This is a genomic window from Citrobacter sp. H12-3-2 (assembly GCF_009649895.1).
In the GTDB taxonomy this organism is placed as follows: domain Bacteria; phylum Pseudomonadota; class Gammaproteobacteria; order Enterobacterales; family Enterobacteriaceae; genus Citrobacter; species Citrobacter portucalensis.
Genome location: NZ_CP045837.1, coordinates 972,343 through 986,964 on the forward strand (window position 1 = coordinate 972,343; position 14,622 = coordinate 986,964).

The 14,622-nt window shown below is 54.4% G+C and carries 9 protein-coding genes; all 9 read left to right on the top strand.

Annotated elements, in window-relative coordinates; genetic code table 11:
* Positions 1-6: 6 nt before the first annotated feature.
* On the top strand, positions 7-801 hold the full coding sequence (thyA, locus tag GHC22_RS04730) for a thymidylate synthase (protein ID WP_153752319.1): 795 nt from the start codon (positions 7-9) through the stop codon (positions 799-801).
* 183 nt (positions 802-984) lie between these two features.
* Positions 985-1,455 carry a prepilin peptidase-dependent protein gene (locus GHC22_RS04735; RefSeq protein WP_048215628.1) on the top strand — a complete coding sequence of 157 codons (471 nt, stop codon included), beginning with the start codon at positions 985-987 and terminating at the stop codon, positions 1,453-1,455.
* Entirely contained in the window at positions 1,446-2,009 is a 564-nt protein-coding gene (locus tag GHC22_RS04740; RefSeq protein WP_153752320.1) for a prepilin peptidase-dependent protein, read from the top strand. Before GHC22_RS04735 ends, GHC22_RS04740 begins: the two co-directional genes overlap by 10 nt.
* Positions 2,006-2,413: a DUF2509 family protein gene (locus tag GHC22_RS04745; protein WP_153752322.1), complete on the top strand. Its 408-nt coding sequence runs from the start codon at positions 2,006-2,008 to the stop codon at positions 2,411-2,413. The genes GHC22_RS04740 and GHC22_RS04745 overlap by 4 nt, the downstream gene beginning before the upstream one ends.
* Positions 2,398-2,721, top strand: coding sequence for a prepilin-type N-terminal cleavage/methylation domain-containing protein (locus tag GHC22_RS04750; protein ID WP_008785708.1), 324 nt, complete (start codon positions 2,398-2,400; stop codon positions 2,719-2,721). The genes GHC22_RS04745 and GHC22_RS04750 overlap by 16 nt, the downstream gene beginning before the upstream one ends.
* 12 nt (positions 2,722-2,733) lie before the next feature.
* Positions 2,734-6,102, top strand: a complete 3,369-nt coding sequence (gene recC, locus GHC22_RS04755) for an exodeoxyribonuclease V subunit gamma (RefSeq protein WP_153752323.1) — start codon at positions 2,734-2,736, stop codon at positions 6,100-6,102.
* A 179-nt stretch (positions 6,103-6,281) separates the two neighbouring features.
* Positions 6,282-9,170 (top strand): pitrilysin, encoded by a 2,889-nt coding sequence (gene ptrA, locus GHC22_RS04760; RefSeq protein WP_153752325.1) that lies wholly within the window; start codon positions 6,282-6,284, stop codon positions 9,168-9,170.
* Positions 9,163-12,708, top strand: coding sequence for an exodeoxyribonuclease V subunit beta (recB, locus tag GHC22_RS04765; RefSeq protein ID WP_153752326.1), 3,546 nt, complete (start codon positions 9,163-9,165; stop codon positions 12,706-12,708). The genes ptrA and recB overlap by 8 nt, the downstream gene beginning before the upstream one ends.
* Positions 12,705-14,534, top strand: coding sequence for an exodeoxyribonuclease V subunit alpha (gene recD / locus GHC22_RS04770; protein WP_153752328.1), 1,830 nt, complete (start codon positions 12,705-12,707; stop codon positions 14,532-14,534). Before recB ends, recD begins: the two co-directional genes overlap by 4 nt.
* The last annotated feature ends 88 nt before the right edge of the window (positions 14,535-14,622 follow it).

The following is a 14,622-nucleotide window of genomic DNA, read 5'->3' on the forward strand; positions in this document are numbered from 1 at the left end:
GGAACCATGAAACAGTATTTAGAACTGATGCAAAAAGTGCTGGATGAAGGCACACAGAAAAACGACCGTACCGGAACCGGAACGCTTTCCATTTTTGGTCATCAGATGCGTTTTAATCTGCAGGAAGGGTTCCCGCTGGTTACGACTAAACGCTGCCATTTACGCTCGATCATTCATGAGCTGCTGTGGTTCTTGCAGGGCGATACTAACGTTGCCTACCTGCATGAAAACAACGTCTCAATCTGGGACGAATGGGCGGATGAAAACGGTAATTTAGGCCCGGTTTATGGCAAACAATGGCGCGCTTGGCCTACGCCAGATGGTCGCCATATCGACCAGATCACCACCGTGATAAACCAGCTGAAAAATGATCCGGACTCTCGCCGCATCATCGTTTCAGCATGGAACGTCGGTGAGCTGGATAAAATGGCGCTGGCACCGTGCCATGCGTTCTTCCAGTTCTACGTGGCGGATGGCAAGCTCTCCTGCCAGCTGTATCAGCGTTCGTGCGATGTGTTCCTCGGCCTGCCGTTTAACATTGCCAGCTACGCTTTGCTGGTACACATGATGGCGCAGCAGTGCGATCTGGAAGTGGGTGATTTTGTCTGGACCGGCGGCGACACGCACCTGTACAGCAACCATATGGATCAAACGCATCTGCAGCTTAGCCGTGAACCGCGCGCGCTGCCGAAACTGGTTATCAAACGTAAGCCTGAATCAATCTTTGACTATCGCTTCGAAGACTTCGAAATTGAAGGCTACGATCCGCACCCGGGTATTAAAGCACCGGTAGCTATCTAACCTGTTTCATGCTGTCACAACCGACGCCCATGTGCGTCGGTTTTTTTTGTCTCAAATCGCGTTCTTCGGCGCGGATTCCTGAAATATTGCAACGGCCTGTAACGCGCTAAATATTCCCCATAGCTCGCCGTAGAAACCGAATTTCCCGCTCGTTATTCATTTTCCTCACGCCATACTGGCGACATGAAAAAACAACAAGGTTACACGCTTCTTGAAACCCTGATTGCGATGCTGATTGTCGCGGCGCTTGGTGCATCTGGGCTGTATGGTTGGCAGCGCTGGCAGCAGCAACAGCGGCTGTGGCAGACCGCCTGCCAGGTGCGGGACTACCTGCTGCAACTGCGTGAAGATGCTAACTGGCGTAACCGCGATCACGTGATAAGCGTGATTCGGGATGGCACATCATGGTGTTTTGTCAGCTCTGCGGCTTCGCAAACCACGTGTCGACCCGCTTCGTCTTTGGTTTTTACATCGCCCTGGGACGACGTCGAAATGGCAGAGATAACACCTTCACTGGCCTTTTTTGGACTGCGCAATACGGCATGGGCCGGACATATACGTCTGAAAAATACGGCAGGGGAATGGCGCGTGGTGGTGTCTGGCTGGGGACGAATCAGGCTTTGCGAGCGCGATGAGGCGAGATTATGTCAGTAAATGAACGGGGATTTTCACTGCTGGAGATGCTCATTGCCATGGCGATTAGCAGTATTTTATTGCTTAGCTCAGCACGATTTTTACCGGCGCTACAGCGAGAGATTCTGCGTAACACGCGCCAGTTAGTACTGGAAGATGAAATATGGCAGCGGGTCTACACCGTGGCGAAGCATCTTCAGCGGGCGGGGTATTGCCGGGGAAACTGTGTCGGAGAGGGACTGGTGATATCGGCTAAGGGAGACTGTGTTATTGCCCGCTGGGATGCCAACAGCAATGGCGTTTGGGAAAGCAGTCCCGTGAAAGAGGCTGATTCTATTGGGTTTCGTTTACAGGACAAGGTGTTGGAAACCGTGCGTGGAGCCACCGGCTGCACTGGCAAAGGATGGGACAAAATGACCGATCCGGCCACGATGCAGATTGAGGCATTCCTGGTTGAAAGGCTGAATTTCAGCGGATATTCCCCGCTTCTTACGCTGCGTTTGCGTGGAGTGAGCAATGACCAACCACAAAAAGTTGTTGAAGCGGTCTACAGCGTTACGGGATTCAACCTGTGAACCGTGAGAGAGGCGTATCCTCTCTGGCAATGGTCCTGTTGCTGCTGGTGCTCGGTAGTCTGCTGCTGCAAGGCGTTAGCAGACAGGAGGCCAGTTTTGCTGCGCGTGTGGCTACACAAAGTCAGGCGCTGCAGCGTCAGGCGGTAGTGCAATCCGCGATGGAATGGGGGCGTACGCAGCCCTGGCGCTTACAACCCGCCGTACAGTGTCGGCGCGATCCCACGCAGGATGCCGCGGTTTGCCTGCGTCGGCTTACCAATAATTTTGTTCTGCTTATTGCCCACTATGAAGGGATATCGTTATGGCGTCAGGGAGAGGTTATCGATGGCAATATCAATTTTTCGCCGCATGGCTGGAGCGATTTTTGTCCGCTAAAGGAGCAGACGTTATGCCAGATCCCCTGAACAGACAGCGTGGCTTTAGTCTGCCGGAAGTGATGCTGGCAATGGTACTGATGATCATGATTGTGACCGCGCTGTCAGGATACCAGCGGGTGCTAATGAACAGCTTTATCATCAGAAACCAGTATCAGCAACTCTGGCGCCACGCCTGGCAGCAAACCCAGCTGTACCCGTTTTCATCGCCTGTGAACTGGCAGGTTAACCGAATGCAGACAACGAGAGCGGGATGTGTCAGCATCAACGTTATAATTTCTTCACCCCTCGGCAGGCAGGGTCAGATGACGCGTCTGCATTGCCCGAATCGTCAGTAGTCAGGAGTCGCTATGTTAAGGGTCTACCACTCCAACCGTCTGGATGTGCTGGAAGCGTTAATGGAATTTATCGTTGAGCGCGAGCGGCTGGACGACCCCTTTGAACCTGAGATGATCCTGGTTCAAAGTACCGGTATGGCGCAGTGGCTACAAATGACTCTTGCACAGAAGTTTAGTATTGCCGCCAATATCGATTTTCCGCTGCCCGCGAGTTTTATCTGGGATATGTTTGTGCGCGTGCTGCCGGATATCCCGAAAGAGAGTGCGTTCAGCAAACAGAGTATGAGCTGGAAGTTGATGACGCTGTTGCCACAATTGCTGGATAGCGATGACTTCGCATTGCTACGCCACTATCTGACGGACGATACTGATAAACGTAAGCTTTTTCAGCTTTCCTCGCGCGCGGCTGACCTTTTCGACCAGTATTTAGTCTACCGCCCTGACTGGTTGACCCAGTGGGAAGCGGGGCGACAGGTTGAGGGACTTGGCGAGTCTCAGGCCTGGCAGGCACCGTTGTGGAAAGCGCTGGTGGAATACACCGCGGAATTGGGCCAGCCGCGCTGGCATCGTGCCAATTTATACCAGCGATTTATTCAGACCCTGGAAAATGCGTCTGAATGTCCGCAGGGGCTGCCTTCTCGCGTCTTTATTTGCGGAATTTCGGCGCTACCGCCGGTTTACCTGCAGGCCTTGCAGGCGTTGGGTAAGCACATTGATATTCATCTGCTGTTTACCAACCCTTGTCGCTACTACTGGGGGGATATTAAAGATCCGGCCTGGCTGGCGAAGCTGATGGCACGTCAGCGTCGGCACAGCTTTGAAGAACGGCATCTGCCGCTGTTTCGTGATAATCAGAAAGCCGAAGGATTATTTAACAGCGATGGCGAACAGGATGTGGGCAACCCGATGCTGGCCTCGTGGGGCAAGCTGGGGCGTGATTACATTTATTTGCTTTCGGAGCTGGAAAATAGTCAGGAACTGGATGCGTTTGTCGATATTACGCCTGACAACCTTTTGCATAATATTCAATCAGATATTCTGGAACTTGAAAGTCATGCCGTGGCGGGCGTTACGCTGGAAGAATATTCCCGTAGCGACAATAAACGACGGCTTGAGCTGAACGACACCAGCGTGACTTTTCATGTCTGCCATAGCCCACAGCGCGAGGTGGAAATTCTTCATGACCGGCTGTTGGCCATGCTGGAAGCGGACCCAACGCTGACGCCGCGCGATATTATCGTGATGGTGGCGGACATCGACAGCTACAGCCCATTCATTCAGTCGGTTTTTGGTAGCGCGACAGCCGAGCGTTACCTACCTTATGCAATATCTGACCGTCGGGCACGCCAGTCTCATCCCGTCTTACAGGCCTTTATCAGCCTGCTGTCGCTGCCGGATAGCCGTTTTGTCTCAGAGGATGTCCTGGCGTTACTGGATGTTCCCGTGCTGGCGGCGCGTTTCAACATTGATGAAGAAGGGTTGCGCTATCTTCGCTTATGGGTCAATGAATCCGGGATTCGTTGGGGAATTGACGACGATAACGTGCGTGAACTGGAACTTCCACCTACAGGTCAGCATACTTGGCAATTTGGTTTAACGCGTATGCTGCTCGGCTACGCGATGGAAAGCTCGCAGGGCGAGTGGCAATCGGTATTGCCTTACGATGAGTCCAGCGGCCTGATTGCCGAGCTGGTAGGGCATCTGGCCTCGTTGCTGATGCAGCTTAATCTCTGGCGTAGAGGGTTAGCGCAGGAACGACCGCTGGAAGAGTGGCTACCCGTTTGTCGGGAAATGCTTAATGATTTCTTCATACCGGACGCGGACACCGAAGCTGCAATGACGCTGATTGAACAGCAGTGGCAGGCCATTATTACCGAAGGTTTAGGGGCCGAGTACGGCGATGCTATACCGCTCTCTCTGTTGCGTGATGAGCTAGCCCAGCGCCTTGACCAGGAACGCATCAGCCAGCGCTTCCTGGCGGGGCCCGTTAACATTTGTACGCTGATGCCGATGCGCTCCATTCCGTTCAAAGTGGTGTGCCTGCTGGGTATGAACGATGGGGTTTATCCGCGTCAGCTTGCGCCGCTGGGCTTTGATTTAATGAGCCAAAAACCGATGCGGGGCGATCGCAGTCGTCGAGATGATGACCGCTATCTGTTCCTCGAAGCATTAATTTCGGCACAGCAGACGCTCTACATCAGCTACATTGGCCGCTCTATTCAGGATAACAGCGAGCGCTTCCCGTCGGTGCTGGTGCAAGAACTGATGGACTACATTGGACAAAGCCATTATCTGCCGGGCGATGAATCGTTGACCTGCGATCAAAGCGAGGCAAGGGTAAAAGCGCATATAACCCGTTTGCATACCCGTATGCCCTTTGATGCACAAAACTATTTGCCGGGCGAACAGCAAAGCTATGCCCGGGAATGGCTGCCTGCAGCGAGTCTGTCAGGAAAAGCGCACACGGATTTTGTGCAGCCTCTGCCCTTTGAAATGCCAGAAACGCTAACGCTGGAAACGCTGCAGCGATTTTGGGCACATCCGGTACGCGCCTTTTTCCAGATGCGTTTAAGGGTCAACTTCCGCTCTGAAGAGAGTGAGATCCCGGATACGGAACCTTTCACTCTTGAAGGGTTAACCCGCTACCAGCTTAATCAGCAATTGCTTAATACGCTGGTTGAAGAGAACGATGCTGAACGACTGTTCCGCCGTTTTCGTGCGGCGGGCGCGCTACCCTATGGGCCGTTTGGCGAAATTCTGTGGGATACGCAGCGTCAGGAAATGCAGTCGCTGGCTGAACGCATTATCGCCTGTCGTCAGCCCTGTCAGAGCATGGAAATCGATCTTAACTGTCACGGCGTGCAAATCACCGGTTGGCTGCCGCAGGTGCAAGAGGACGGTTTGTTGCGCTGGCGCCCATCTTTGATAAGCATTGTGCAGGGTGTGCAACTTTGGCTGGAACATCTTGTCTATTGTGCCAGTGGCGGTAGGGGAGAGAGCCGATTGTTCCTGCGTAAAGACGGAGAATGGCGTTTTCCGCCGCTGGATGCAGAACAGGCGTTGCTGTACCTGTCGCAACTCATTGAGGGGTATCGGGAAGGCATGTCGTCACCGTTGCTGGTATTGCCCGAAAGCGGCGGTGCATGGATAAAAACCTGTTATGACGCCGCAAATGATGCCATGTTAGATGACGATGCAACGTTGCAAAAAGCGCGCAGTAAGTTTCTGCAAGCCTATGAAGGCAACATGATGGTACGTGGCGAAGGTGATGATATCTGGTATCAGCGTCTTTGGCGTCAACTGGATGCTGATACGCAGGAGGCTATTGTTTTACAGTCTCAGCGCTACCTGTTACCGATTTTTCGCTTTAATCAGTCATGATGATTGTATAAAAATTGCGCAATTCGATGGCTTCCACTATGATGCGCATTCTGTCACGGACTGATTCTTACAAAGAGAAGATGCTGGCTCGTTCAGCACATAGTCTTGCCCTGTTCAGATCATGTATTTATGCGTGGTTTGTAGTGAACAGGTGAATTCGTTAATGATGAGGTTTGTGAATGCCCCGCAGCACCTGGTTCAGCGCATTACTGTTGTTCGTCGCCCTTTGGGTTCCCGTAAGTCAGGCAGATACCGGTTGGCAGCCTTTAGCTGAAACCATCCGTAAAAGCGATAAAGACACCCGTCAGTATCAGGCCGTGCGCCTTGATAACGGCATGGTTGTGCTGCTGGTATCCGATCCTCAGGCCGTGAAATCCCTTTCTGCACTAGTAGTCCCCGTGGGCTCGCTGGAAGATCCGGACGATCATCAGGGGCTGGCGCACTATCTCGAACACATGTGTCTGATGGGCTCGAAAAAATACCCACAGCCAGACAGCCTGGCTGAGTTCCTGAAAATGCACGGCGGTAGCCACAATGCCAGCACTGCGCCTTATCGTACGGCCTTCTATCTTGAAGTCGAAAACGACGCGCTGGTGGGGGCGGTGGATCGCCTGGCGGATGCTATTGCCGATCCATTGCTGGATAAAAAATATGCCGACCGCGAGCGTAACGCGGTTAACTCCGAGCTGACGCTGGCGCGTACCCGAGACGGGATGCGTATGGCGCAGGTGAGCGCTGAGACGATCAACCCGGCGCACCCAGGTTCGCGTTTCTCTGGCGGGAATCTTGAGACATTAAGCGATAAACCGGGCAACCCGGTGCTGCAAGCATTACAAAAATTTCATGAAAAGTACTACTCTGCGAACCTGATGAAGACGGTGATTTATAGCAATAAACCGCTGCCAGAGCTGGCGCGGATAGCGGCTGACACCTTTGGGCGCGTACCGAACAGGAATATCGCAAAGCCTGAGATTACCGTCCCGGTCGTCACTGATGCGCAAAAGGGCATCATCATCCACTATGTTCCGGCAATGCCGCGTAAAGTATTGCGCGTCGAGTTTCGTATCGATAACAACAGCGCGCAGTTCCGCAGTAAAACCGATGAACTGGTGACCTACCTGATTGGCAATCGTAGCCCGGGCACGTTGTCTGACTGGCTGCAAAAGCAGGGCCTGGTTGAAGGTATTCGCGCAGACTCCGATCCGGTGGTCAACGGGAACAGCGGCGTATTAGCCATTTCCGCGACGTTAACCGACAAGGGGCTGGCGAACCGCGATGAAGTTGTCGCGGCAATCTTTAGCTACCTCAATTTGTTACGCGAGAAAGGTGTCGATAAACGCTATTTTGACGAGCTGGCGCACGTGCTGGATCTCGATTTCCGTTATCCCTCCATCACCCGTGATATGGACTACGTGGAATGGCTGGCTGATACCATGATCCGCGTTCCCGTCGAGCATACGCTGGATGCGGTGAATATTGCTGACCAGTACGATGCGAAAGCCGTTGAGCAACGTCTGGCAATGATGACGCCGCAGAATGCGCGTATCTGGTATATCAGCGCGAAAGAGCCACATAATAAAACCGCTTATTTTGTCGATGCGCCTTACCAGGTGGATAAAATCAGCGACAAAACCTTTGCCGACTGGCAGCAAAAAGCGCAGGGCATTGCGCTGTCGTTACCGGAGTTGAACCCCTACATTCCGGATGATTTCACGCTGATTAAGACGGATAAAAAATACGCTCACCCAGAGCTGATTGTTGATGAGCCGGATTTACGCGTGGTGTATGCCCCGAGCCAGTATTTTGCCAGCGAGCCGAAGGCTGACGTCAGCGTGATCCTGCGTAACCCGAAAGCCATGGACAGCGCCCGCAACCAGGTCTTATTCGCCCTGAACGATTACCTGGCAGGGATTGCGCTCGATCAGTTAAGTAACCAGGCATCGGTAGGTGGAATTGGTTTCTCTACCAACGCTAACAATGGGTTGATGCTTAACGCCAACGGCTACACCCAACGTTTGCCGCAGCTTTTTCAGGCGCTGCTGAGTGGCTATTTCAGCTATACCTCAACGGACGAACAGCTGGAACAGGCGAAATCCTGGTATGCCCAGATGATGGATTCCGCAGAAAAGGGTAAAGCTTACGATCAGGCTATTATGCCGGTGCAGATGCTTTCTCAGGTGCCGTACTTCTCCCGCGACGAGCGCCGTAAGCTGCTGCCTTCCATCACCCTGAAAGAGGTGATGACCTACCGCGACGCTTTAAAAACCGGTGCGCGACCTGAATTCCTGGTCATTGGCAATATGAGCGAAGCTCAGACGACGAGCATGGCGCGGGATATCCAAAAACAGCTTGGTGCGAACGGGTCACAATGGTGTCGCAACAAAGATGTGGTTGTGGACAAGAAGCAGTCCGTCATCTTTGAAAAAGCAGGCAGCAGTACGGATTCAGCGCTGGCGGCGGTATTTGTGCCAACCGGATACGATGAATACGCCAGTTCAGCATACAGCGCCATGTTAGGTCAGATTGTTCAGCCGTGGTTCTACAATCAGCTGCGTACTGAAGAACAGTTAGGCTACGCCGTATTTGCTTTCCCGATGAGTGTTGGCCGTCAGTGGGGAATGGGGTTCCTGCTGCAAAGCAGTGATAAGCAGCCGTCTTACCTCTGGGAGCGTTATAAAGCGTTCTTCCCGACGGCGGAAGCGAAGCTGCGGGCGATGAAACCTGAAGAGTTCGCGCAAATTCAGCAGGCGATTATTGCGCAAATGCTGCAGGCGCCGCAAACGCTGGGGGCAGAAGCCTCACAGTTAAGCAAAGATTTTGATCGCGGCAATATGCGCTTCGATTCACGTGATAAAATAGTGGCTCAGATTAAACTGCTGACGCCGCAAAAACTTGCCGACTTCTTCCATCAGGCGGTGGTTGAGCCGCAAGGCATGGCGATATTGTCACAGGTTTCCGGCAGTCAGAATGGGAAAGCAGAATATGTGCACCCGGAAGGCTGGAAAGTGTGGCAGACCGTCAGCGCGTTGCAGCAAACCTTACCCCTGATGAGTGATAAGAATGAATGATGCCGCTGAGTCCCTTGATCCACTGCGCTTGCCTCTGACGGGCGAGCGCCTGATTGAAGCCTCTGCGGGCACCGGTAAAACCTTTACCATCGCCGCCCTATATTTACGTTTACTGCTTGGACTGGGCGGCTCTGCCGCCTTTCCTCGTCCTCTGACCGTCGAAGAACTGCTGGTGGTCACCTTCACCGAGGCGGCTACCGAAGAGTTGCGCGGTCGAATTCGTAGCAATATTCATGAACTGCGAATTGCCTGCCTGCGTGAAACCACCGACAACCCGCTATATGCCCGTTTGTTAGATGAAATTGCCGATAAAAAACAGGCCGCGCAGTGGCTGCTATTGGCTGAAAGACAGATGGATGAAGCGGCGGTGTTTACCATCCACGGCTTTTGTCAGCGTATGCTCAGTCTTAATGCCTTTGAGTCAGGCATGCTGTTCGAACAGCAGCTGATAGAAGATGAATCGCTGCTGCGCTATCAGGCCTGCGCGGACTTCTGGCGTCGGCACTGCTACCCGCTGCCCCGCGACATTGCGCAGGTGGTTTTTGAAACGTGGAAAGGACCGCAAGCGCTGCTGAGAGATATCGATCGCTATCTGCAGGGGGAAGCGCCGGTTATCAAGGCGCCACCGTCTGATGACGAAACGCTGGCCTCCCGGCATGAACAAATTCTCGCACGCATTAACCAGATCAAGCAGCAATGGTGTGATTCTGTTGATGAGCTGGATGGCCTGATGGAAGCCTCCGGAATTGACCGACGTAAATTTAATCGCGGTAATCAGGGCAAGTGGATCGAAAAGATCAGCGCGTGGGCGCAGGAAGAAACACAAAGTTACCAGCTTCCTGACGCGCTGGAGAAATTCTCACAGCGTTTTCTGGAAGAGCGAACCAAAGCGGGCGGGATAACCCCTCAGCACCCGCTGTTTGTCGCTATTGATGAACTGCTTAGCGAACCGTTAACTCTCCGCGATCTGGTGATCACCCGGGCGCTGGCGGAGATCCGCTCGGCAGTTGCCGAGGAAAAACGTCGCCGCGGCGAGCTGGGTTTTGACGATATGCTCAGCCGTCTGGATGCGGCGTTGCGCAGTGAAAGCGGCGATGCGCTGGCGACGGCTATTCGTACTCGTTTCCCGGTCGCCATGATCGATGAATTCCAGGATACCGATCCGCAGCAGTACCGTATTTTTCGTCGGATCTGGCAGCATCAGCCGGATACCGCACTGCTGCTAATTGGTGATCCGAAACAGGCAATTTACGCGTTTCGCGGCGCGGATATCTTCACCTATATGAAGGCGCGCAGCGAAGTCAGCGCACACTATACGCTTGATACCAACTGGCGTTCGGCCCCCGGCATGGTCAATAGCGTGAATACGCTTTTCAGCCAGATGGACGACGCCTTTATGTTCCGCGAAATCCCTTTCAGCCCGGTAAAATCCGCAGAAAAAAACCAGGCGTTACGGTTTGTTTTGCACGGCGAAACGCAGCCAGCTATGAGTATGTGGCTGATGGAAGGAGAAAGTTGCGGCGTAGGCGATTATCAGAGCTACATGGCCCAGGTGTGCGCCACACAAATTCGCGACTGGCTTAAGGCCGGGCATTCTGGCGCAGCGCAACTGGTCAGTGGCAAAGCATCCAGCCCGGTACGCGCGTCAGATATCAGCGTACTGGTGCGAAGCCGCCAGGAGGCGGCGCTGGTCCGTGATGCGCTGACGCAACTGGCCATTCCCTCTGTCTACCTCTCCAACCGTGACAGCGTATTTGAAACACTGGAAGCGCAGGAGTTGCTATGGGTGCTGCAGGCGGTGATGACGCCGGAACGTGAGAACACGTTGCGTAGCGCGCTGGCGACCTCAATGATGGGGCTGAATGCGCAGGATATTGAAGCGTTAAATACCGACGAGAATGCTTGGGATGCGGTGGTCGAAGAATTCGACGGCTATCGTCAGATCTGGCATAAACGCGGCGTGATGCCGATGCTACGTGCGCTGATGACGGCTCGACAGATTGCAGAGAACCTGCTGGCGACGGCGGGAGGCGAACGTCGACTGACCGACATTTTACATATCAGCGAACTGTTGCAGGAAGCGGGCTCGCAGCTGGAAAGCGAGCATGCGCTGGTGCGCTGGTTGTCCCAGCATATTCTTGAACCCGACAGCAACGCGTCCAGCCAGCAGCTCAGGCTTGAAAGCGACAAGCATCTGGTCAAAATCGTCACCATCCATAAATCGAAAGGGCTGGAGTATCCGCTGGTCTGGCTGCCGTTTATCACCAATTTCCGCGTTCAGGATCAGGCTTTCTACCACGATCGTAGCTCTTTTGAAGCCGTGCTGGATCTCAGCGATGCTGAGGAGAGCGTTGAGCTAGCCGAAGCAGAGCGTCTGGCGGAAGATCTGCGTTTGCTGTATGTCGCGCTAACCCGTTCGGTATGGCATTGCAGCCTTGGCGTTGCGCCGTTGGTACGACGTCGGGGCGATAAAAAAGGGGATACCGATGTGCATCAGAGTGCCCTTGGTCGCCTGTTGCAAAAAGGTGAGCCGATGGATGCCGTGGGTCTGCGTAGCGCGATTGAAGCGCTTTGCAGCAATGATATTGCTTGCCAGACACCCGCGCAGCCTGACGGTGAACCCTGGCAGGTTGCGCAGGCTGTTAGCAGCGAACTGAGTGCTAAAATACTGCAGCGTAAGCCCGGCGATAGCTGGCGCGTGACCAGTTATTCCGGTCTGCAACAGCGTGGACAGGGTATCGCGCAGGATCTGATCCCACGACTGGATATCGATGCCACAGGCGTCGGCGAGGTTATTGAAGAGTCAGGGCTTACACCGCATCAGTTTCCGCGCGGCGCTTCGCCGGGTACATTCTTGCATAGCCTGTTTGAAGACCTCGATTTTACGCAACCGGTGGATCCGCATTGGGTCGAGGAGCAACTGGCGTTGGGCGGTTATGACGCACACTGGACGCCGGTTTTGACCGAATGGCTGGACGCCATTTTGCAGGCGCCTCTCAACGAGACTGGCGTGAGTTTGAGCCAGCTATCCGCGCGTGAAAAACAGGTGGAGATGGAGTTTTATCTGCCGATTTCGCAGCCGTTGATGGCCAACCAGCTTGATGCGTTAATTCGCCAATACGATCCGCTCTCGGCGGGGTGCCCTGCGTTGGACTTTATGCAGGTTCGCGGCATGCTGAAAGGCTTTATTGACCTGGTATTTCGCCACCAGGGGCGTTATTACCTGCTCGATTACAAATCGAACTGGCTGGGTGAAGACAGCTCCGCCTATACGCAGCAGGCAATGGCCTCTGCCATGCAGGCGCATCGCTACGACCTTCAATACCAACTTTATACCCTCGCGCTGCATCGCTACTTACGCCATCGCATTGCTGATTACGATTATGAACGCCATTTTGGCGGCGTTATCTATCTCTTCCTGCGCGGCGTTGACAGTGAAAATCCGCAGCAGGGAATTTACGCGACCCGACCTGACGGAGAGTTGATTGCGTTGATGGACGAGATGTTTGCCGGTGCGGTGCAGGAGACGATGCTATGACAATCCAGAAACGATTTCTGGAGGCTGTTGAGCAAAAACAGCTCCGGCCTCTGGATGCTCAGTTCGCGCTGGCGGTTGCCGGAAATAACAACCCTGCCGTTGCGCTGGCTGCGGCGTTGCTCAGTCGTGAAGCGGGAGAAGGGCACGTCTGCTTACCGCTTTCACGGTTATCTCTGAGCGAGGACGCGCATCCTCTGTTAAGCGCCTGGCTCGCTGAAACGGGCGAGCCAGAAGACTGGGCGGAATGTCTGCTGGCTTCCAGTGCGGTAAGCCGTGGCGAGCAACCCACGCCGCTGGTGCTGTACGGCGATCGCTTGTATCTGAACCGGATGTGGCACAACGAACGTACGGTGGCTCGCTTTTTCAGTGAAGTGAACCACGCCATTGAAGTGGATGAACAACGGCTGACCCACACGCTGGCGGCGCTGTTTCCGCCATCGGAGGGGGTTAACTGGCAAAAAGTAGCCGCTGCTGTTGCGCTCACCCGCCGGATATCGGTGATCTCCGGCGGACCGGGGACGGGAAAAACGACAACGGTCGCAAGGCTGCTGGCGGCGTTGATTCAAATGGCCGACGGTGAGCGCTGTCGTATTCGACTGGCGGCGCCAACGGGAAAAGCGGCTGCGCGCCTGACCGCCTCACTGGGAGCGGCGTTACGAGAGCTACCGCTAACCGATGAGCAAAAGAAACGCATCCCCGATGACGCCAGTACGCTGCATCGATTATTAGGCGCTCAGCCTGGCAGTCAGCGCCTGCGTCATCATGCGGGAAACCCGTTGCATTTGGATGTGCTGGTGGTGGATGAAGCCTCGATGATTGATTTGCCGATGATGTCGCGCCTTATCGATGCGCTGCCGCCGCACGGACGGGTGATTTTTCTGGGCGATCGCGACCAGCTCGCTTCCGTCGAAGCGGGGGCCGTGCTGGGGGATATCTGTGCTTTCGTCGGTGACGGGTTTACCCCGGAACGCGCCCGCCAGCTCAGTCGCCTGACCGGGAGTGCTATTCCTGCCGGTTCGGGAATTCAGGCAGCAGCGTTGCGCGACAGTCTGTGCCTGCTGCAAAAAAGCTACCGTTTCGGCAGCGATTCCGGAATCGGTCAGTTGGCTGCGGCGATTAATCGCGGCGACAAAACTGCGATAAAAACGGTGTTCCAGCAGGGATTTAGCGACATCGAAAAACGCACGCTACACAGCAGCGAGGATTATGCCGCGATGCTGGATGAGGCGCTGGCGGGATATGGGCACTACCTGGATTTGTTGCACGAGGGTGCGGAGCCGGGGGCTGTCATTCAGGCCTTCAATGAGTATCAACTGCTATGCGCCCTGCGGGAAGGTCCGTTTGGCGTTAGTGGTTTGAATGAACGCATTGAGCAGGTGATGGCGCAAAAACGTAAAATTCATCGTTCGACGCATAGCCGCTGGTATGAGGGAAGGCCGGTGATGATCGCGCGCAATGACAGTTCGCTGGGATTATTTAACGGTGATATCGGCATTGCCCTTGACCGTGGACAGGGCCTGAGGGTGTGGTTTGCGTTGCCGGATGGTTCTATCAAATCGGTGCAGCCCAGCCGCTTGCCTGAACATGAAACCACCTGGGCGATGACGGTGCACAAATCGCAGGGATCTGAGTTTGACCACGCGGCGTTGATTTTACCCAGCCAGCATTCACCCGTGGTTACCCGCGAGCTGGTCTATACCGCCGTTACCCGCGCGCGCCGCCGCCTGTCGCTGTATGCCGATGAGCGGATATTGAGCCGCGCCATTGCCACCCGCACTGAACGCCGCAGCGGACTGTCAGCATTATTTAATGACGGCATGATGTAGATGTAGGCCGGATAAGCGTCAGCGCCATCCGGCCTAAAAAAGATGTGCCAGCGATGTAAGCCGGATAAGGCTGTTATGCTGCATCCGG

Bases quoted from the DNA above. Each gene is read 5' to 3' on its own strand.
- thyA (WP_153752319.1), top strand. From the start codon at position 7: ATGAAACAGTATTTAGAACTGATGCAAAAAGTGCTGGATGAAGGCACA.
- GHC22_RS04735 (WP_048215628.1), top strand. From the start codon at position 985: ATGAAAAAACAACAAGGTTACACGCTTCTTGAAACCCTGATTGCGATG.
- GHC22_RS04740 (WP_153752320.1), top strand. From the start codon at position 1,446: ATGTCAGTAAATGAACGGGGATTTTCACTGCTGGAGATGCTCATTGCC.
- GHC22_RS04750 (WP_008785708.1), top strand. From the start codon at position 2,398: ATGCCAGATCCCCTGAACAGACAGCGTGGCTTTAGTCTGCCGGAAGTG.
- recC (WP_153752323.1), top strand. From the start codon at position 2,734: ATGTTAAGGGTCTACCACTCCAACCGTCTGGATGTGCTGGAAGCGTTA.
- ptrA (WP_153752325.1), top strand. From the start codon at position 6,282: ATGCCCCGCAGCACCTGGTTCAGCGCATTACTGTTGTTCGTCGCCCTT.
- recB (WP_153752326.1), top strand. From the start codon at position 9,163: ATGAATGATGCCGCTGAGTCCCTTGATCCACTGCGCTTGCCTCTGACG.
- recD (WP_153752328.1), top strand. From the start codon at position 12,705: ATGACAATCCAGAAACGATTTCTGGAGGCTGTTGAGCAAAAACAGCTC.